The sequence below is a fragment of the Cobetia amphilecti genome, from assembly GCF_032923285.1.
GTDB classification, from domain to species: domain Bacteria; phylum Pseudomonadota; class Gammaproteobacteria; order Pseudomonadales; family Halomonadaceae; genus Cobetia; species Cobetia amphilecti.
The window spans coordinates 1,535,944-1,554,874 of record NZ_CP136695.1; the positions used below are offsets into that span (position 1 = coordinate 1,535,944).

General features: G+C 65.2%; 13 protein-coding genes and 1 pseudogene. 11 read left to right on the forward strand and 3 right to left on the reverse strand.

Annotation, left to right across the window (positions count from 1 at the left end; genetic code table 11):
* Positions 1-175: 175 nt before the first annotated feature.
* The 6 genes from R1T44_RS06590 (at position 176) to R1T44_RS06615 (ending at position 8,810) form a co-directional block, all read left to right on the forward strand.
* Positions 176-1,432: an ABC transporter ATP-binding protein gene (locus tag R1T44_RS06590; RefSeq protein ID WP_172978626.1), complete on the forward strand. Its 1,257-nt coding sequence runs from the start codon at positions 176-178 to the stop codon at positions 1,430-1,432.
* Positions 1,429-4,197, forward strand: a complete 2,769-nt coding sequence (locus R1T44_RS06595) for a Gldg family protein (RefSeq protein WP_286987341.1) — start codon at positions 1,429-1,431, stop codon at positions 4,195-4,197. Before R1T44_RS06590 ends, R1T44_RS06595 begins: the two co-directional genes overlap by 4 nt.
* Positions 4,197-5,549, forward strand: a complete 1,353-nt coding sequence (locus R1T44_RS06600; RefSeq protein WP_153635319.1) for a hypothetical protein — start codon at positions 4,197-4,199, stop codon at positions 5,547-5,549. Before R1T44_RS06595 ends, R1T44_RS06600 begins: the two co-directional genes overlap by 1 nt.
* A 126-nt stretch (positions 5,550-5,675) precedes the next feature.
* On the forward strand, positions 5,676-6,620 hold the full coding sequence (locus tag R1T44_RS06605) for an alpha/beta fold hydrolase (protein ID WP_286987344.1): 945 nt from the start codon (positions 5,676-5,678) through the stop codon (positions 6,618-6,620).
* Positions 6,617-7,585: an alpha/beta fold hydrolase gene (locus R1T44_RS06610; protein ID WP_286987346.1), complete on the forward strand. Its 969-nt coding sequence runs from the start codon at positions 6,617-6,619 to the stop codon at positions 7,583-7,585. Before R1T44_RS06605 ends, R1T44_RS06610 begins: the two co-directional genes overlap by 4 nt.
* Positions 7,586-7,643: 58 nt before the next feature.
* Positions 7,644-8,810 carry a patatin-like phospholipase family protein gene (locus tag R1T44_RS06615; RefSeq protein ID WP_153635322.1) on the forward strand — a complete coding sequence of 389 codons (1,167 nt, stop codon included), beginning with the start codon at positions 7,644-7,646 and terminating at the stop codon, positions 8,808-8,810.
* A gap of 156 nt (positions 8,811-8,966) precedes the next feature.
* On the opposite strand, the gene R1T44_RS06620 is transcribed toward R1T44_RS06615, so the two are convergent.
* Together R1T44_RS06620 and R1T44_RS06625 are read right to left on the reverse strand one after the other, a co-directional pair.
* Positions 8,967-9,809, reverse strand: coding sequence for a transporter substrate-binding domain-containing protein (locus R1T44_RS06620; protein WP_197738707.1), 843 nt, complete (start codon positions 9,807-9,809; stop codon positions 8,967-8,969).
* A 188-nt stretch (positions 9,810-9,997) separates the two neighbouring features.
* Positions 9,998-10,603 carry a Smr/MutS family protein gene (locus tag R1T44_RS06625; RefSeq protein ID WP_131431499.1) on the reverse strand — a complete coding sequence of 202 codons (606 nt, stop codon included), beginning with the start codon at positions 10,601-10,603 and terminating at the stop codon, positions 9,998-10,000.
* Positions 10,604-10,857: 254 nt separating this feature from the next.
* Between R1T44_RS06625 and prmB the strand changes: the two genes are divergently transcribed.
* The 5 genes and pseudogenes from prmB to phaC all read left to right on the forward strand — a co-directional run.
* Positions 10,858-11,820 carry a 50S ribosomal protein L3 N(5)-glutamine methyltransferase gene (gene prmB, locus R1T44_RS06630; protein WP_043335549.1) on the forward strand — a complete coding sequence of 321 codons (963 nt, stop codon included), beginning with the start codon at positions 10,858-10,860 and terminating at the stop codon, positions 11,818-11,820.
* A gap of 98 nt (positions 11,821-11,918) precedes the next feature.
* Positions 11,919-13,010, forward strand: a complete 1,092-nt coding sequence (gene aroC, locus R1T44_RS06635; RefSeq protein ID WP_043335551.1) for a chorismate synthase — start codon at positions 11,919-11,921, stop codon at positions 13,008-13,010.
* Positions 13,011-13,246: 236 nt separating this feature from the next.
* Positions 13,247-13,789 (forward strand): DUF6489 family protein, encoded by a 543-nt coding sequence (locus R1T44_RS06640; RefSeq protein WP_153635323.1) that lies wholly within the window; start codon positions 13,247-13,249, stop codon positions 13,787-13,789.
* A 220-nt stretch (positions 13,790-14,009) separates the two neighbouring features.
* Positions 14,010-14,462, forward strand: a complete 453-nt coding sequence (locus R1T44_RS06645) for a phasin family protein (RefSeq protein WP_043335557.1) — start codon at positions 14,010-14,012, stop codon at positions 14,460-14,462.
* 581 nt (positions 14,463-15,043) lie between these two features.
* Positions 15,044-16,807, forward strand: a pseudogene (gene phaC, locus R1T44_RS06650) (class I poly(R)-hydroxyalkanoic acid synthase); the annotation flags it as partial.
* 1,123 nt (positions 16,808-17,930) lie between these two features.
* On the opposite strand, the gene R1T44_RS06655 reads toward phaC, so the two are convergent.
* Positions 17,931-18,821, reverse strand: a complete 891-nt coding sequence (locus R1T44_RS06655) for a LysR family transcriptional regulator (protein ID WP_054554935.1) — start codon at positions 18,819-18,821, stop codon at positions 17,931-17,933.
* Positions 18,822-18,931 lie beyond the last annotated feature (110 nt).

The window sequence follows — 18,931 nt, forward strand, 5'->3', positions numbered from 1 at the left end:
CGCGCACTCCTGCTTGGCGAGCGCAGGCTGTCCGCTTACCCTGTGCGCTGCATTGTCATCTGTCACGGTTAACTGCCGGGGCCACGGTTATCTTCCGGCCTCGTGATCACCTGCCGGAACCATCAGCCTCGGCAGCGCATTGCCCCTATCAAGAAAAGTACAAGGAGCGGGTATCTTGCAGGACCCATACACGACCTCTGCGTCATCTTCTGCCGCGACTCCCTCTGGCGCGACGCCCTCTGCTGCGACTCGCCCTGTGGCAGCTCGCTCTGCTGCAGCTCCCGCGCGCGCGTCTGACGATCCGTCCGCTTCCCCGGCGTTGTTGGTCAGTCGCGGGCTCGGGCGTCAATTCGGCCAGCAACAGGCCGTCACCGGGCTGACCTTCACGGCCTCGCGTGGTGAGGTCATCGGTCTGCTGGGGCCCAATGGTGCCGGCAAGACCACCAGTCTGCGCATGCTGGCGGGCACGCTCGCCGCCACCCAGGGCCAGTTGGAGCTGGAAGGCGAAGCCTTCGATGGCCGCGCCAGTCAGCGCCAGCTCAATCGCCTCAAGCGTCGTATCGGCTATCTGCCGGAGGGTGCGCCCCTGTGGCCGCAGCTGACGGTGCGCGAGAGTCTCGAGTGCGTGGCAGGTCTGCATGGGTTGTCGCGCGAGGTGCGCAATGATCGCCTTGCGGCATTGATGGATCGCCTAGATATCACGCCTTTCGCCAATCAATTGTGCGCTGTGTTATCCAAAGGCTATCGGCGTCGTGTGGCACTGGCGATGGCGTTGACTCATGACCCGGACATCCTGCTGCTCGATGAGCCCACCGATGGGCTGGACCCGCTGCAGAAGGACAGCGTGCGCGCCTTCATTCGTGAGCTGGGTCGCGAGCGACTGATCATCGTCTCCACCCACCTGCTGGAGGAAGTGCCTCGTATCTGTGACCGCGTGCTGGTCATGGCCAATGGCCAGCTGGGCTTCGATGACACGCCGGAGGCGCTGGCCGCGACCTCCGTCAGCGAAGGCATCCTGGGTGGCAGCCGTTCGCGCTACGGCGCGGGGTATGGGGCGAGTTCCAGCCTGCCGGTATGGCGAGTGACGCTGAGCAGGGCCCTGAGCGAGCGCGAGCTGGCCAGTGTCTCGCGCCTGCCGGGCGTGGCGGCCATCACGCCCGTCAAGCCCGGCGATGCCATGGCGCGTGACAAGTCGCCGCTGGTGGTCTCGACCGGCGCCGTGCTGCGCCTGGCCGGGCGCCTCCACCAGGACCCGCGCCCCGCGCTGGCACGCTGGTGCAGCTACATGGAAATCCGCCTCGATGAATGCGTCCACGAACGGGGCGATATCGAGGTCGCGTTCCGCCAGCTGGTGACGCGCATGGCGGAGCAGCCCTCGCCGCTGCCGATGCGCAAGCAGACACCGCGCGCAGATCAGGAGGTGTCGTCATGAGGGCCGTTCTCGCGCTGGTCCGCCGTGACCTGCATCAGGCACTGACTCAGGGCGCCAGCTGGTCGCTGCTGGTGGTGATGGCGGTGCTGGCTCCGCTGGGGGCCTTCGAGGTGGGTGATCTGCTGGCACGTGATCGCGCCGATCTTGGCTCGCTGTGGCAGGTGTTGCCCTGGTTGCTGGTGCTGTGGACACCGCTGCTGGCCCTGCGCGGCTGGCCGGAAGAGCGCGCCAACGGCCTGCTCGAATGGCTGTCCGGCCTCGGACTGGGGTCATGGCGACTGGCCAGCGCACGCCTGATCAGTGCCAGCGTGCTGGGCTGGCTGGGGCTTGCGATGACGGCGCCGCTGGTGGTGCTGATCCATTGGCTGGGCACGCCGGATCTCGGCCTGATGCTCAGCGGCTATCTGGGCATGGCGCTGCTGGTGATGGCGCTGGCCAGTCTCGGTCAGGCGCTGGCGGTGCGCGCGCCTTCTGCGCTGTCGGCGTGGCTCGGGGCGCTGGTGCTGGGCCTGGCGCTGATGCTGCCGGGCACACCCGCGGTGACGAGCCAGCTGGCTCAGCATCTGGCGCCGCACTGGGTGCAGCTGCTCGATCTGATCAGCTTGCCGGCGCATCTGACGCCTTTCAGTGAAGGCCGACCGACCTGGCTCGATGCCAGCTATTTCCTGCTGTTGACCCTGGCCGGGTTGGTGCTGCAGGCGCGCGGCCTCAGTCAGGAGCGCCATGCACGCAAGCAGGCGCCACAGTGGCTGGTCACGGCGGCGCTGGCGGCTGCGGTCACCGCGCTATTGCTGGCCGGCGTGCGCCTGCCGCCGCTGCTGACGGCCGACGGCCACAATCCGCTCACCCGCGCGCATGATCTGACCGCCACGCGTCAGCATAGCCTGAGCCCCGCCAGTCGTGCGGTGCTCGATGACCTCGAGGCACCGGTGACGCTGACCTTCGCCTACAGCGAACGCTTCGCCGCCGATCTGCCGCAGCTGCGTGAACTGGCGACTCGGATCGAGACGCGTCTGGCCGCCTTCGCGCGTGAGCCGCAGATACGCCTCAAGCGTGTCGACCCTGCACCGGACAGTGCCGACTTCGCGGATCTCGAAGCGCAGGGCCTGACCGCGCTGTCATTGCCGGGCGGCGAAGAGATGCTGTTCGGGCTGGTGGTGGATAGCCCCTACGCCGAACGCCGCGCCATTCCGCTGCTCAAGGCGGCGGATATCGGCGGGCTGGAAGCGCAGGTGACACGCCAGATCCAGGAAGTCTCGCGCACTGAGCCGCCGCGCCTGGGCGTCGTCTCGCGTTTGCCGGTGATGGGCCAGCCCAGCCTGGAGCAGGGCAGAGCGCTGGGCAGCTGGGGCCTGATGGAGCATCTCAATGCACGCCTGCGCATCGACTGGCTGTCGGCCGGTGATGATGCCGCGCGTCCGATCGCCGATCAGGATGCGTTGCTGGTGATCGCGCCGCGGCTGTTGCCGGTCAAGACGCTGGAGGCCATCACGGCCTATCTCGAGCGTGGCGGACGGGTGTTGATGCTGGTGGACCCGCTGCCCGAAATGCTCGATCAGCCGGCGCCGGCTTCCGAGGCGCTCACGACGTTGCTGGCGCGCGCGGGGCTTGAATCACGCGCGGGCGAGGTGGTGGCGGATGCGCAGCTGGCCTTGCCGATCGGCCTGCTGGACGGCACGCGTGCGCTGAGTCCGACGTTGCTCGGGCTAAGTGCTGCACAGCTGTCGGATGCCGCGCTCAACCTCAATGTCGAGCAACTGGTGATGTCCAGCGCGGGCTGGTTGGCGCCGCTGCCTGATGCAGCAGACGCATCATCGAAAGGCCCAGGGGCGCAAGACGCGCCGTTGCAGTGGCTGATTCGTGGCAGTGATGAGGCGCGCCTGATTCCGGCGGCGCGTGTCCACGCCAGCCGCATGGACCCGCGTCCGCTGTCGGGGCTGGCAGGGGAAACACCGCCGGCCGGCGGGCTGGCCGTGCTGGCGCAGTGGCCGGCGGCGGGCGCCAAGGGTGGCCAGTTGCTGGTGGTCAGCGATGTCGACATGGCCAGTGACCGTCTGTGGCGGCGCACGGCGGCGGATGGCAGCGAACAGGCCCTCAATGCCAATGCGCGCTGGCTGGAAAATGCCGTGGACCTGCTGGCAGGCAGCCCCGAGCTGGTCGCCTTGCGCGCGCGTGCCCATCAGGTGCGCGAGCTGACGCGTCTGCATCAACTGGCCGATCATCAGGCCGCCGAGGAGACCCGGCTGCGCAATGACTGGCAGACGCGTCTGAGTGCGCTCGGCGCGACGCCGGTGTCTGGCAAGGCCGAAGCCGCGCAGCAAAGCGACGCCCTGGCGGCGATGCAGCATGACTTCGAGGACGCGCTGTCACGTCAGCAGCGTGAGGCGAATGCCGAGCGTGATGCCCTGCGTCGCGAGCTGCGTCTGTGGACGCTGCTGGCCTTGCCGGTGGCGTTGAGCCTGCTCGGCGAGCTGATCTGCTGGCGCCGTTATCGTGCCAGCCGTCGCGCGGGCTATCAGTCGACAGGGCGTCTATCGGGCCACGGTCAGCCCAGCGGGCAGCGCAGCGCAGAACGAGATGTACAGCGCAAGGAGCAGCGCAATGCACAGTACAGCGCCCGCTCCGCGAGTGACGCCGCCACAAGCGCTTCGACAGGCTCGGGCAAGTCAGCCGCAGGCAATGCCGTTTCAGGCAAGGCAGCTTCAGGCAAGGCAGCTTCAGGCAAGACGACGCCGAGCGATACTACCCAGTCGGGAGGTGATTGATGGGGCGCTTCAATCGGACGGGATGGGCACTGACGGCGCTGGTCTCCGTGGCCGCGGTGACGGCGCTCACCGCAGGGCCGTCACTGCTGGAATCGCTGCGCTCAGGCGCCGCCACGGGCGAGACAGACTTAGCCCAGTGGCAAAGTGAGTCGTTGATGAGCGAGGCGCTGACGACAGTGGCCGCGGGTCAGTCAGGCATCTTGCAGCCCTTGCCGCTGCTGTCGCAGGTGGCCGCCTCGGCGCAGCGTATCGGCATCCGGCGTGGCACAGAGGCCAGCCAGGACTGGTTGAGTCTGGCGCGTGGGCCCGCAGGCGACTGGCAGATTACCTCATTGGCCGGCTGGCCTGCCCGTCAGGGCAAGGTGGAGGCGCTGGTGAGTCAGCTGGGCGAGGCACAACTGCGCACGCGCAAGCCGGCCACGGACAAGGCACTTGAGGCGCTGGGCTTCAGCGCGCAGTCACCGCTGCTGAGCGTGAAGGGCAATGGCGCTCAGGTGAGTCTGCAACTGGGCGCCAGGCCCGCGGCGGCAACGCAGCTGAGCGGTGCGGGCAGTGCTGAATTGGCGGGTCGCTACGTGCGGTGGGTGCCGTCACCCTCGGATGCGAACGTGAAAGGTTCCCCCGCCATGGCTGGTGCGAATGGCGCGCCGGTCTGGGAGCTGACACGCGATATCGGGTTGCCGGATTGGCGCGGCGGCATGGCGCCCAGCGAGGTGCTGGACGTCACCGAGCTACGCAGTGACGCCGCGGCGTACAAGCCGCTGAGTCGCATGGACATCTCGCTGGCGGCGTCTGCTCAAGACGCCTCAGCACGGCAAGCGCCGCTGGTGCGAGGCCTGGCACCTGACAGCGACGCTGCCCATCAGATTCTCGCTGCGCTGTCGCCGCTGACGCAGAATGACCTGCGCCCCCGTGCCTCCACGCCTGAAAGCGGCGCAGCCCAGCCAGACGCCTGGCAGCCTGCCGTGACGCTGACCCTCAACTGGTCGCGCCCCTCGCTCTATTACCGTCAGCATGAGCAGCTCAATGATCGCACCCAGCTGGTGCTGGCCATCGCCGCGGGCAGCAAGCCCTGGGCGCGGCTGACGCTCTCCGGCAAGGGGTGGCCACCTGAACTGGTCGCGCGCTTGAATGCCGTCGAGATACAGGTCAATGGCGCGCTGCGCGATCATCTGCTGGCACTGGGCGCGAGGGCGTTGCAAGACGAGCCCGTTGAGCTCACGGCTATCGCGGTTCAGGCGGCGCTGGCGGTCAGTCGTGCCTTGGCGCTGCCTGAGGAGGGAGTGGGAGCAGCCGAGCCCAGCACGGAAGCAGCCGCTGCGCTGGTGCCGGCGGGCATGGAAGGGGAGTGAGGTGCTCCATGGGCCAAAGGGAGGAGTAGCGCCCATGGGGCGGGGCTGGCATGCTGTTGACTATATTTAAACAACCGTTTGTCTGGGCGCGTCAGGGACGTCGGCCCGTGGTAAGGAGACCTTGCGATGAATGCCACCTCACGGCAACCCCGGCCCGGGCAGGCCTTGTCCAAGCAGGGCGACGCTAACCCGGCCAGCCTGAATACCGACACCGAGCGCCCGGTGCTGGCCTTCGCGCATGCCAATGGCTTCACCGGTGCCTGCTACAAGAGCCTGCTGGCGCCGCTGGCCGAGCACTTCAATCTGTTGCCGGTAGACAGACTGGCGCACGACCCTGCCTATCCGGTCGGCAACAATCTGATCTCGCTGCGTGATGAGTGGCTGGCGTGTCTGGACGCCGCGCTGGGGCCGTTGCCCGCGGCGGACGGCACCGGGCGCAAGGTGATCGGAGTCGGGCATTCGCTGGGAGGCATCGTCAATTACATGGCGGCGCTCAAGCAGCCGGAACGCTTCCACTGCCTCGTGCTGCTCGACCCGCCGTTGATGCTGGGCCGTGATGCGCTGGGCATGAAGGTCGCCAAACGCTTCGGCTTCATTGATCGTGTCACGCCGGCAGGCCGCACTCGCGGGCGTCGTGCACGCTGGGACTCCCGTCAGGCCATGCAGGATTACCTGCGCCGCCGCTCACTGTTCGCCAACTTCACGCCAGAGGCGCTGGACGACTACGTCGACAACGCCACCCATCGTCACGCGGACGGCAGCCTGTCATTGAGCTTCGATACCCGTCACGAGGTCGAGATCTTCCGTCACCTCAGCGATCACCTGTCAGGCTCGCCGGCGAAGCTGGCGGTGCCGGTCAGGATTCTGGCCGGCGCCCAGTCTGATCTGCTCACGCCGGCGCGCCAGGCACGCCTGCGCCGCGCCGGGCTGACGGTGGAGCATGTCCGGGGAGGACATATGTACCCCTTTGAATACCCACAGGAGACGCGCGCCGCGCTGCTGGCGGCCATCGCCGACCTCGCGCCGCCGGATGTACTGCCGCCAGGCCTGCTGGCCGGGAGGCAATCATGAGTACTGATCAATCCATTCAGGACATCGCAGAGGCTCCCCTGAACGCCAACGTTACGCTGCGTGAGCGTCGCTTCCCACGGCGCACGGGCGGAGAGCTGGCGGCCCTGGAGTGGGCGCCTGCCGAGCACGCCGAGCAGGCACCGACGTGGCTGGCGCTGCATGGCTGGCTCGACAATGCCGCCAGCTTCAGTCGCCTGGCGCCGCTGTTGTGTGAACGGCTCGGCATTCGTCTCATCGCCATCGACATGGTCGGTCACGGACACTCGAGTCCGCTGGGTGAGCACGGTGATTATGCGGTGTGGGATTACTGCCACGATGTGATCGAGGCACTGGAAGGCCTGTATGACGAGGGGCTGCCGCGCGCGCCGGTCACGGTGATGGCGCACTCGCTGGGGGCGGCGGTGTCGGGGCAGGTGGCTGCGGCGCTGCCGGAATATATCGCGCGACTGGTGCTGATCGATGGCATCGGCGCACTTGCCACGCCAGCCTCGGAGGTGGTCGATCAGCTGCGCCGCGGATTGCTGGCACGCCACGCGCAGCCGGTCAGACGCGCCGCCACGCGACGTGCCCATTATCGTCATGTCGAGGACGCCGTGGCGGCGCGGGTCGCGGGAGGTGTCACGCCGATCGATGCCGACACGGCGCGGCCGATCGTCGAGCGCAACCTCGAGGTGCTGGCAGACGGTGGCCTGCGGCTGAGAAGTGACCGTCGCCTGCTGCGGCCTTCATTGATGCGCTACACCCCGGAGCAGGTGCTGGCGTTATTGGCGGCGTTGACCCAACCGGTACTGCTGATCGAGGGCGAGCAGGGTATCCTGACCATAAGGCACGAGGCACAGCAGGCGCGCGATGCCGTGAAGAGGCTCGAGCGTCGCGTCTTGCCGGGTGGCCACCACCTGCATCTGGAGCCGCCCCATGTGGTGGCGGTCGCCGATGCCATCGTCGAGTGGATCAGCTCGCACTGAGCGATGCACCGCGTGCCGCGTCCGTTCATCTTTCATCATCTGCAGCGGGAGACATGCCATGGCCAAGCGCAAGACCATCGCCCTGGCACTGGGGAGTGGCGGGGCCCGAGGCTATGCCCATATCGGCGTCATCGAGGAAGTGCTGGCGCGCGGTTACGACATTCGCGCCATTTCGGGCTGCTCGATGGGCGCACTGGTCGGGGGTATCCATGCCGCCGGCAAGCTGGATGCCTATCGCGACTGGGTCTGTGAGCTGGATTACTTCGACGTGCTGCGGCTGGTGGATGTCACCTGGAGCCCGATGGGCGCCATCCGCGCGCGCCGCATCATGGATGAGCTGGAAGCCCTGATCGGTGATACGCGCATCGAGGACCTGCCGATTGCGGTCACCACCGTCGCCACCGACCTGATCGCCCAGAAGGAGGTCTGGTTCCAGAGCGGCAATCTGCTCGAGGCGATTCGGGCCTCCATCGCGGTGCCCGGGGTGATCACGCCGGTGCAACGCGACCGCAAGGTGCTGGTGGATGGCGGCCTGATGAATCCCTTGCCGATCACGCCGCTGGTCGCCGCCCACGTTGACCTGGTGCTGGCGGTCAACGCCACGGCGCATTCGCCGCGCAACCAGACACTGGAGCAGATGCTGCCGCCGGCCGATGCCGCCGAGGAAGAGGCGCGCGAAGCCGCCCTGGAAGCGCGCGGCGGTGGTTTCAGTGACTGGCTGCGGGGGGTGCGTCGCGGTGCCGAGCGCATCTTTTCTGCCGAGAAGGAGCAGGCGCTGGAGGACCAGCAGGGCATGGCATTTGCCAGTCCGGTCGGCGGCGTCCCGCTGCCGCCGGGCGATGCCTCGCGCCTGAAGTTCGAGGCACTGAAAAGCAGCGATGCCGAGCCAGCGCTGGGAGAAGAAGCGTTGGCAGAGCCGCAGGCAGAGACTGGCGCTGTCACCCAGGGCAAGCAGCCGCCGTCCGCAGCTGAGCCTGAGCGGGTCGATGATAACGCGCCGGAGCTTGCCTGGGGCAAGCTGGACATGATGATGCGCTCCTTCGATATCACCCAGGCAACGCTGGCCAAGTACAAGATCGCCGGCTATCCACCGGATATCCTGGTCGAGATTCCCAAGACGGTGTGTGGCGCCTATGAATTTCACCGCGCCGCAGGCCTGATCAAGCTGGGCCGGCACCTGGCCGCCGAAGCGCTGGATCGCTACGAGAAGGGCAGCGACGGCTAGCCTGTCGTGAGTTGTCCTTTAATGAAAAAGCCCCCGCCAATCGGCGGGGGCTTTTCGTTACGGTGCTCTTCAATACAGTGCTCTTCAATACAGGGCTCTTCAATACAGGGCTCTTCATTGCAGAGCGTGTGACCGGAGCCTGAGCGAAGCGTCGCCTCAGCCGTTGATCCACTTGTCGAAGATGGCGGCCTGCTCACCGGTGCCCTGCATCTGGGTCAGCCACTGATCGACGTAGGCCTTCCAGATGTTGTCACCCAGCGGCAGCAGATAGCCCTTCTGGGAGAAGGTGAACGGCGCATCAGGATGCACACTGCACAGCTCCGAATGGCGGCTGGCCTGCAGCTGGGTCTCGATGGCGTCGGTGACCATCACATCGGCACGGTCTTCGATGATGTTGTTGAAGATGGTGCGGTTGTCATTGTGCGCGACGCGCGTGGCATCGCTCAGGAATTCATTGGCGAAGCGCTCGTTGGTGCCGCCCGGGTTGACGGTGATGCGCACGCTGGGCTGATTGATCTGCGCGACGGTCTGGTACTTGTCGACGTCCTCGCAGCGCACGATGGGCGTCTTGCCGCCGGTCTGGTACGGCTGGCTGAAGTAGGCCTGAGCCTGGCGGTCAAGCTTGACCGAGATACCGGACATGGCGATATCGCACTTGCCGGAGGTGAAGTCTTCCATCAGCGTCGGCCAGCTGGTCGGCACGGTCTGTACCGTGGCGCCCAGGCTCTTGGCCAGTGAGGCGGCCATGTCGATGTCGATGCCTTCGAAGTCGCCATTGTCTTCACGGTGGCTGAAGGGCGCGTAGTCACCGGTGGTGCAGACCTTCAGCACCTGGCCTTGTTGCACGCGTGAAAGGGTGCTGTCGGACAGTGCATCGCTGGCGACGGCCGGCATGGCGAAGGCCAGCGACAGGCCAGCGGCGGTTGCACCGCCGAGAATGGCAGCGGAAAGGGTGCGGCGTGAAGAGGTGCGCATTGGCTGTTCAGCGTTGGGTGTCATCAGGGTGTTCCCTTGTCGTTATGGCGGCAGGCTCGGCGTGAGGCTTGCCTCTGTTACTCGAGTGCTCGGCTATTCAAGCACTCAGTTATTCAAGTACTCGGCTATTCAGGTGCTCGCTATTCAAGTGCTCAGCTATTCAGATGCTCTGATCGTCAATGTCTCGGCGGTGTGGCGAGCGCAGGATTCGCTCAGTCGAGCAGCGGGTCACGGCCCTTGCTGCGCAGCAGGACATAGACCGCGCCGCTGCCGCCATCCAGCTCCAGTGACGAGGTGAAGGCCAGCACGTCAGGCCATTGGCGCAGCCAGGCATTGACGTGGCTCTTGATGATGGGGTGATCGGCCATGCCGGTCCATGCCTTGCCATGCACCACCAGCACGCAGCGTGAGCGACGGGCGATGGCATCGTCGATGAAGGACTCAAGCTCGATGCGGGCCTGCTCCAGCGTATAGCCGTGCAGATCGAGACCCGCCTCCCAGGCGATCTCGCCGCGCTTGAGGCGCTGACGCTGGCGGTAGGGGAGATCGGGCACCGCGAAGTCGAGCAGCTGGCTGGGCGTGACCGGCTCGACCTGACCATCGGTGGTGCGCGATGGCGTGCCGAGCGTGTCGGTCGAGGCTTCGCTGGCGGCAGCGCGCCGTGCCGCCAGACGCGCCTGCTCTTCCTTGTCGACGGGCTTGCGGCCGGGGTCGGCGCGGTTGGTGGTGATCTTGCGTACGCCGGCCTGCTTGAGGGCGGCACGGAAGGCGTTGAAGTCGTCGCCGGTATCCGAGCTGTCGTCGTGGTTGGGTGGCATGGCCGGGCTCCGCGGGCAATAAAATGGCAAGTCGCGCAGTATAGCGCGGCTGTTGTCGCTGTCGAAGACAGGCGGTTGCCACTGTCGAAGACAAACGGTTGTCGCTTGCGAAGACAAAAGCGGCAGGCGCGCCATCAAGGCATGCCAAGGGTCGCCGCCACGCCTCGTGAACGCTACAATGCCTGCGCGAGACGCCACCGGCCCCTCACTACTGGCGGCGCTCGTTGTCCATCTGTCCGCTTACAGGAATCACCGTGTCCACATCTTCCGCGTCCGACCTGCGCCATCCTTCCAGCCTCAGTGAGCCGGACTCCCGTCTCGTCGAGGAGCTGGTGACCCTGCGCGACCTGATCCGCTGGGCGACCAGTGAGTTCCACGCGCATCGCCTGCACTTCGCCCATGGCACCGATTCTGCCTGGGACGAAGCGGTGGCGCTGGTGCTGGGTGCGCTGCATCTGCCGTGGGACACGGACCCCGCCGTGATCGACGCGCGCCTTCTGACCATGGAGCGAGCGCGCATCGTGGCGCTGGTGCGTGAGCGCATCACCACCCGCAAGCCGCTGCCGTATCTGCTCGGCGAGGCCTTCTTCACCGGCGTGCCCTTCGATGTCGATGAGCGTGTGCTGATTCCGCGCTCGCCGATCGCCGAGCTGATCGAGAGCGGCTTCTCGGCCTGGTTCCCGGAACTGCCGCCGACTCGCGTGCTGGACATGTGCACCGGTTCCGGCTGCATCGGTATCGCCACCGCGCTGGTGATGCCGACCGCCGAGGTCGACCTGGTCGATATCAGCAGCGAGGCGCTGGAAGTCGCGCGTCGCAACATCGAACGTCACGACGTGGCAGGGCGTGTCATCGCCGTGCAGTCGGACCTGTTCGCGGGTGTGGCGGGCAAGCGCTATGACCTGATCGTCTCCAATCCGCCCTACGTGGATACCTTCGATCTCTCCAACATGCCGCAGGAATTCGGCCATGAGCCGGCGCTGGCGCTGGGCGCCGGTGACGATGGCCTGGATATCGTGCGTCGAATTCTGCGCGAGGCGCGTGACTACCTGACCGACGACGGCGTCTTGATCGTCGAGGTCGGCAACTCCGAGCGCCACCTGATGGAAGCCTTCCCGGAAGTGCCCTTCATGTGGCTGGAGTTCGAGCGCGGCGGCAACGGCGTCTTCGCCATCGATGCCCAGACGCTGGAAGTCTGCGCGCCTGAATTTGCTTGAGCTGGCGGGCGCAGGCCGCCAGGCTCTGCAACGCTTACGACAACTATTATCAGAACGCCGTCGGCCATGACCGGCGGCATCGCCTGAGGACCCCCTGAATGTCCGGAAATACCTTCGGCAAGCTGTTCACCGTCACCACCTTCGGCGAAAGCCACGGCCCGGCACTGGGCGCCATCATCGATGGTTGCCCGCCGGGTATCGAGATCAGCGAAGCGGATCTTCAGATCGATCTGGACCGCCGCCGTCCCGGCACCTCGCGCCACACCACCCAGCGTCGCGAGCCGGACCAGGTGCGCATTCTCTCGGGCGTGTTCGAGGGCCGCACTACCGGCACGGCCATCGGCCTGATGATCGAGAACACCGATCAGCGCTCCAAGGACTACGGCAAGATCAAGGACCAGTTCCGTCCGGCCCACGCCGACTACACCTATCACCACAAGTACGGTGAGCGTGACTACCGTGGCGGCGGCCGCAGTTCGGCCCGCGAGACCGCGATGCGCGTCGCCGCCGGGGCCATCGCCAAGAAGTATCTGGCGGGTCTGGGCGTGCAGGTGCGTGGCTACCTGTCCCAGCTCGGCCCCATCGAGCTTGAGGTCAAGGACTGGTCGCTGGTCGACACCAACCCGTTCTTCTGTGGCGATGCCGATCGCCTCGAGGAGCTGGAGCAGTACATGGACGCCCTGCGCAAGGAAGGCGATTCCGTGGGGGCCAAGGTCACCGTCGAGGCGACTGGCGTGCCGGTCGGCCTGGGTGAGCCGATCTTCGATCGCATCGATGCCGAACTCGCGCATGGCCTGATGAGCATCAATGCCGTCAAGGGCGTCGAGATCGGTGACGGTTTCGCCGTGGTCAGCCAGAAGGGCACCGAGCACCGTGACGAGATGACGCCGGAAGGTTTCCTCTCCAATCATGCCGGCGGCATTCTGGGCGGCATCACCAGCGGCCAGACCATCCGTGCCAGCATCGCCCTCAAGCCGACCTCCAGCCTGCGACTGCCGGGTCGCAGCATCGACGTCAACGGCGAGGCGGTCGAGGTGATCACCACCGGCCGTCATGATCCGTGTGTCGGCATTCGCGCCACGCCGATCGCCGAGGCGATGGTCGCGCTGACGCTGATGGACCACCTGCTGCGCCATCGCGGCCAGAACGCCGACGTCAAGGTCGATACGCCGGTGCTGCGCGAGGTGTAAGCCGCTTGCGGCGTTGCTGAGCTTGTAGAAAGACACGCCCCAGTCGTGGAGTGATGCCCTGCATCCTTCGTGGCTGGGGCGTCTTGCGTTGTGGGCTGGCTTGCGGAAAGTAAATAAGAAAAGACGTAAGTAGCAGGCTGCCCCCGTATCATTCGCGCTGCTAGACTCGAATGGCATGCATGCCAGCGGACTCGCGCACCACGCCGTGCGCGGGCAGACAACACAAGGAATCTGCCATGAAGATCAATGTCGAATTCGACCTCACGCCGCAGGAATTCCGCCAAGCGATGGGCCTGCCGGACGTGGAAGCCTTCCAGCAGGAATTGATGGAGCGCTTTCGTCGCCAGATGGAGGCCGGTGTTGAAGGCTACGACCCCATGAGTCTGCTCAAGCCATTGATGGCACCGGGCGCGGGCACGCCGTTTGCCAAGTTCATGCCGCCGGGCATGGCCGAGGGGATGATGGGCGGCGCGTCTGGCGCTGGCAATGCCGGGCAGGGCGCAGCGGGCGGCATGCCCGGCGATATGGGCGAGAGCATGGCCCAGGGCATGGCCGCCTTCAATCAGTATCAGAAGATGATGCTGGATACCCTGCAGCAGTTCGGTCAGGGCGGCGCGGAAGGCAAGGAGGCTGACAAGCCGGAGTCTGCCACGCGCAGGAGTTCGGGGCCCAGTAGTGATCACGGCGCGGATCAGAAGGCAGAGCAAAGCGCCAGCCGGGCGGATGATGCGAAACCGGCCTCTGCGGCCAGTGCGCGCTCACGCGCCAAGCGCAGTTGATGACCGGCAGGCGCGAAGAACGCTCTTGGCTGACAGCGGTGTGAGGCATGCCCAGCCAATCCCATGACAGAAAATGTCCTTTGACAGTTTTCTGTCATGGGATTGCAACCACCTGAGGAGCAGACTAGTCTTTGTGCAGTGCAGCATATTGCTGTGCTCCACAGGTGGCGCAGAGACTTCTGCGCGCTGTCCCGGTACGGAATCCATGGGAGGAACCGTCATGCAGCAGGATCAGATGTTCAACGCCTTTGCCGAGCAAGCCCGCAGCTTCTACCAGCCGATGCGCAAGCTCAACACTCTGATGCTCGACCATATGGGCAAGATTGCCGATTATCAGATGGACGCTGCCAAGCGCTATACCGAGACTGGTCTCGAGCGTGCGCGTGCTGCCACTGAAATCAAGGGTATGGAAGAGTTCAGCGAGTTCAGCAACCGCCAGCTGGAAGTGGCGACCGAGCTGTCTCAGCAGATGATGGATGATTCCCTGAAGCTGGCCGAGATGGGCAACGAAATGCGCGCCCAGCTCGAACAGGCCTACTCTGACGCTGGCAAGGAAGCCACCGACAAGGCGTCCGCTGCCACAGAGAAAGCCGCTTCAGCAGCAGAGGACAAGGCATCCTCCGCTGCCAGCAACAAGCCGGCTGCCGCGACAAGCCGCGCCAAGCAGAACTAAGGTATACCCCGAAAAGGCTGGCGCTTGCGCCAGCCTTTTTTTTGCCGTTTTCAGGCATTGCCCCTGCCGTGCTGGAAGGCGCATGCTGGAGATGGGCACGCTGGCGCACAGGTTGTTTTGCTCTCGTATTTGCCGCGCGCGAATCCGACGGAAAGCAGACCTGCAGGAGGCAGACCATTCCAACTGACAGCGCATTTTAGCTGACAGCGCACTTTGCTTGCCTTGGCATGCTCGCCTGCAGCGCCCTGAAATCAGCCATGAAACGGTCTTCAACCCGTCTTGTGAAACGGTCTTCAAAAACAGTCTGAAAAGCAGTGTCCGTCGCCAGTGAAGGCGCCCGTCTCACGAGAGACGGCATGGCATTGCTCAGTGGTCAGGAAGGATTCGATTCGATTCGATGAAACCGTGCCGCCGGCAGACGTTCGGCAGCCAAGCTTCGATAGCCAATGACGTGATGGTCAATGACAAGGAGGAAGGGCGATATGGACTCAGCCCAGCAGCAGGCGTTCTCGCAGACATTCTCTCAGGCCTTTACCAGTCTGTTCCCCGACGGCGCTGAAGGCACGGAGTGGGCCAGCGTGATGCAGCAGGCCAGTGCCCAGTATCAAGCCTTGATGAGTGACATGCTGGAGCGCCTATGGCCCAGCGCTGCCGCTTCCACCATCTATGACGAGATGGGCCGTTGCTTCCAGGCGGGGGCCGAGGCCCTGGCACGTGACCCGCAACTGTTGATGTCGACCCAGACGCGCCTCTTCCAGGACCAGATGGCCCTGTTGCAGGGCACGTTGCGCGAGCTGAATGGCGAGAGCGTCGAGCCGGTGATCACGCCCGCGCGCTCTGATCGCCGCTTCCGTGATGAGGCCTGGCAGAGTGAGCCCTATTACCATTTCCTCGTGCAGCAATACCTGCTGTTCTCGCGCGCCGTGGACGACATGCTGGCTGGCATTCAAGGCCTGCCGGAGAGCCAGAAGCGCAATCTCGAGTTCTACGCGCGCCAGTACGTCAGCGCCTTCTCGCCCTCCAACTTCGCCTCCACCAACCCGGAAGTGCAGCGCGTGACCCGCGAGACCGGCGGCCAGAACCTGCTCGACGGCCTGAAGCGTCTGCGCGATGACCTGGCCAACTCCGCCGAAGGCATCAATGTCGCGATGACCGACACCGAAGCCTTCCGTCTCGGCGACAACATCGCCGTCACTCCGGGTGACGTGGTCTTCGAGAACGAGCTGATCCAGCTGATCCAGTATCGTCCGGCCACCGAGAAGGCCTTCAGCACGCCGTTGCTGGTCGTGCCGCCGTGGATCAACAAGTACTACATTCTCGATCTGCGTCAGGACAATTCGATGATGCGCTGGCTGGTGGAGCAGGGCCACACCGTGTTCCTGATCTCCTGGCGCAATCCGGGGCCCGAGCAGAGTGATCTCACCTGGGCCGATTACATGCAGATGGGGCCGCTGGCCGCGATGGATGCCATCGAGCAGGCCACCGGCGAGAAGCAGGTCAACATCCTGTCCTACTGCATCGGCGGCACGCTGACGGCCAGCACCATGGCCTATCTGGCGGCCGAGAAGCAGTCCGACCGCGTGCGCTCGGTCAGCTACATGGCAACGCTGCAGGATTTCTCCGATCCCGGTGAGATCGGTGTCTTCCTCAACGAGCCGGTGCTGCAGGGCCTCGAGAAGCAGATGGCGCAGGACGGCTATCTGGATGGCCGCGTGATGGCGTTCTCCTTCAACCTGCTGCGCGAGAATGACCTGTTCTGGTCGTTCTACGTCTCCAACTATCTCAAGGGCGAAGCGCCGACCGCGTTCGACCTGCTGTACTGGAACACCGACGGCACCAACCTGCCGGCCGGTACCCATGCCTGGTATCTGCGCCACATGTATCTGGAGAACCGCCTGGTGCAGCCCGGCGGCATCGAGCTGGACGGCGTGCCGATCGATCTCTCCCAGATCGAGACGCCGAGCTACTGGGTCTCCGCGCGCGAGGACCACATCGCCAAGTGGCAGACCACCTACAACGGTACCCAGCTGCCAAAGGCCTCCATCAAGCGCTTCGTGCTCGGTGGCTCTGGTCATATCGCGGGTATCGTCAATCCGCCGCACAAGAACAAGTACGGCTACGCCACCAATGACAGCCTGCCGGCAACGCCGGATGAGTGGCTCGAGGGCACCGAGCAGCACGAAGGCTCCTGGTGGAATGACTGGCAGGCGTGGATGACCGGCAATGGCTTCGTGGAGCCGGAACCGGAGGTCTCTGCGCGCACACCGGGTGAGGGCAAGCTCGACGTGATCGAAGCGGCACCGGGGCGTTATGCGCGCCAGACCATCCCCGAAGTGCTGGGGCAGAGCGTGCCGGAAGAGATCACCAGCGTGGCGGATGCGCAGCTCAAGGCCGTGCGTGATGTCCAACAGACGGTCGAGAAGAGCGTGAATGAAGCGCTCAAGCAGGTGACGCTGCCGCTGGAAGAGGCCATGACCGCGATGACCGAAGCCGTCACCGGCAAGGCCGCCAATGATGCCGGCGACACGGCGGGCAATAGTTCATCCAGTGCCTCCAGGGCGAATGGTGCGAGCACCAGACCTGCCGCCTCCAAGGCCGCATCAGCCGCTGAGTCGGCGACGTCGGCAAGCAAGCCCGCCGCGCGCAAGCATGCTGCACCCAAGAGCACAGCCTCCAGGAGCACTGCTGCCAAGAGCGCTGCTACCAAGAGCGCAACGACCACCAGCAGCACGGCCAGCGACAGCACTACCAAACAGAGCACGGCAAAATCGAGCACTGCGAGCACGGCTGCCAGCAACACCGGTAGCTCAGCGACCAAGACCACCACGGCGAGAAAGACCTCCACGCCGCGCAAGACGGCTGCCAGCAAGACGACCACTGCCAACAAGTCAACGGCGGCCAAGACGACTGCAAGCAAGACGACTGCGAGCACGTCAGCCTCTGACAACAAGCCGTCTGCATCCGGCACCTCGAGCAGCAGCACTTCTTCTACGGCTTCGGGTTCCAGCGCTACGAAGCCCGCGACGACGCGCAAGAGCACTGCCAGCAAGAGCACTGCCAGCAAGACTACAGCGAGCAAGAGCACCGCCAGCTCGACGGGAAGCGCGAGCACTGCCAAGACGGGTAGCAGCACCGGGGCTTCCAATCAGGGGGCTACCCGCTCGGGCACTTCAAGTTCTGGTGCTTCCACGACCACCGCCAAGAGCGACACCGGCAGCGAAGCGCCCAAGCCGCGCCGTGGCCGTCCCTCCAATGCCAGCAAGGCCGCCGCCAAGGCAGCGGAAGAGGCGAAGAAGGACGATGCCAAGCCTGCGGCAAGCAAGGCGGATGGCGCGTCTGGCAATGCCAAGGATAGCGACAAGCGTTGATCCGCGGCGCCATAAGCTGTGAGTCAGAACCGCAACGCCAGCCTTTCGGGGCTGGCGTTGTGCGTTCAGGCTGTATTTCCAAGCGGGGCTTTCGAGTGCGCTAGAGGTTTCTCGACGCCGCATCCCTTGCGCCTTCCAGCAGTTCGATCATCGCGCTGGCGGCGTTCGAGAGGGTGCGGTTGTTGTGATAGAGGTAGCCGAGCTGGCGTTCGATGGGGCGGTGATCGATGGGCAGGATCTCGATTTCGTCGTCGATCATGCTTTCCGGCAGTACGCTCCAGCCCAGGCCGATGGCAACCATCATCTTGAGGGTCTCGAGGTAGTTGGTGGACATCGAGACTTCCACCGAGAGGCCGTCACGCGCAAAGGTGTCGATGACGATGCCACGCGTGAAGGTCAGGTGGCCCGGCAGCACGGCGTCGTGCTGTGAGAGGGCGGCCAGCGGCAACGCTTTGTGACCTGCCAGCGGGTGATCACGCCCGCATACGAAGCGCATCTCATCCAGCCACACCGGCACCACCGTCAAATTGGGATCGCGATGCGGTGCCAGGGTGACGACGGCCAGTTCCAGCTCCCCATCCAGTACGCCCTGATAGGCCTGTTCCGAATCCAGAAAGCGCATGTCCATGCGCACCTCGGGGTGGGCCATGGTGAAGGCCTTGAGCAGCGGTGGTAGCCGGTGCAGGCCCACATGGTGGCTGGTGGCCATCGTCAGGCTGCCTTTTACCTCGCCGGAAAGATTGCGCAGCGCACGCCGTGTGTCATCGTGCATCACCAGAATGGCGCGGGCGCGGGGCAGCAGGATATTGCCGGCCTCCGTCAGCGAGACACGCCGTCCGATGCGATCGAACAGCCGTGCGCCATGCAGTTGCTCCAGCTGGGCGATGCGCTTGGAAACGGCCGGCTGGGTGAGGTGCAGCTGCTCGGCGGCAAGCGAGAAGGAGGCGGTTTCGGCGACGGCGACGAAGGCCTGCAGAGAGGGTGTGTCCATGTGGGGCAGCTATCCTGTCATGAGGGCGTTCATAGGGGCATTCAGGGGAGCGTCAAGCGGGGCGATCGATGCCGCCGCAGGCGGATGCACTCCTGCTCAAGACCTGATGA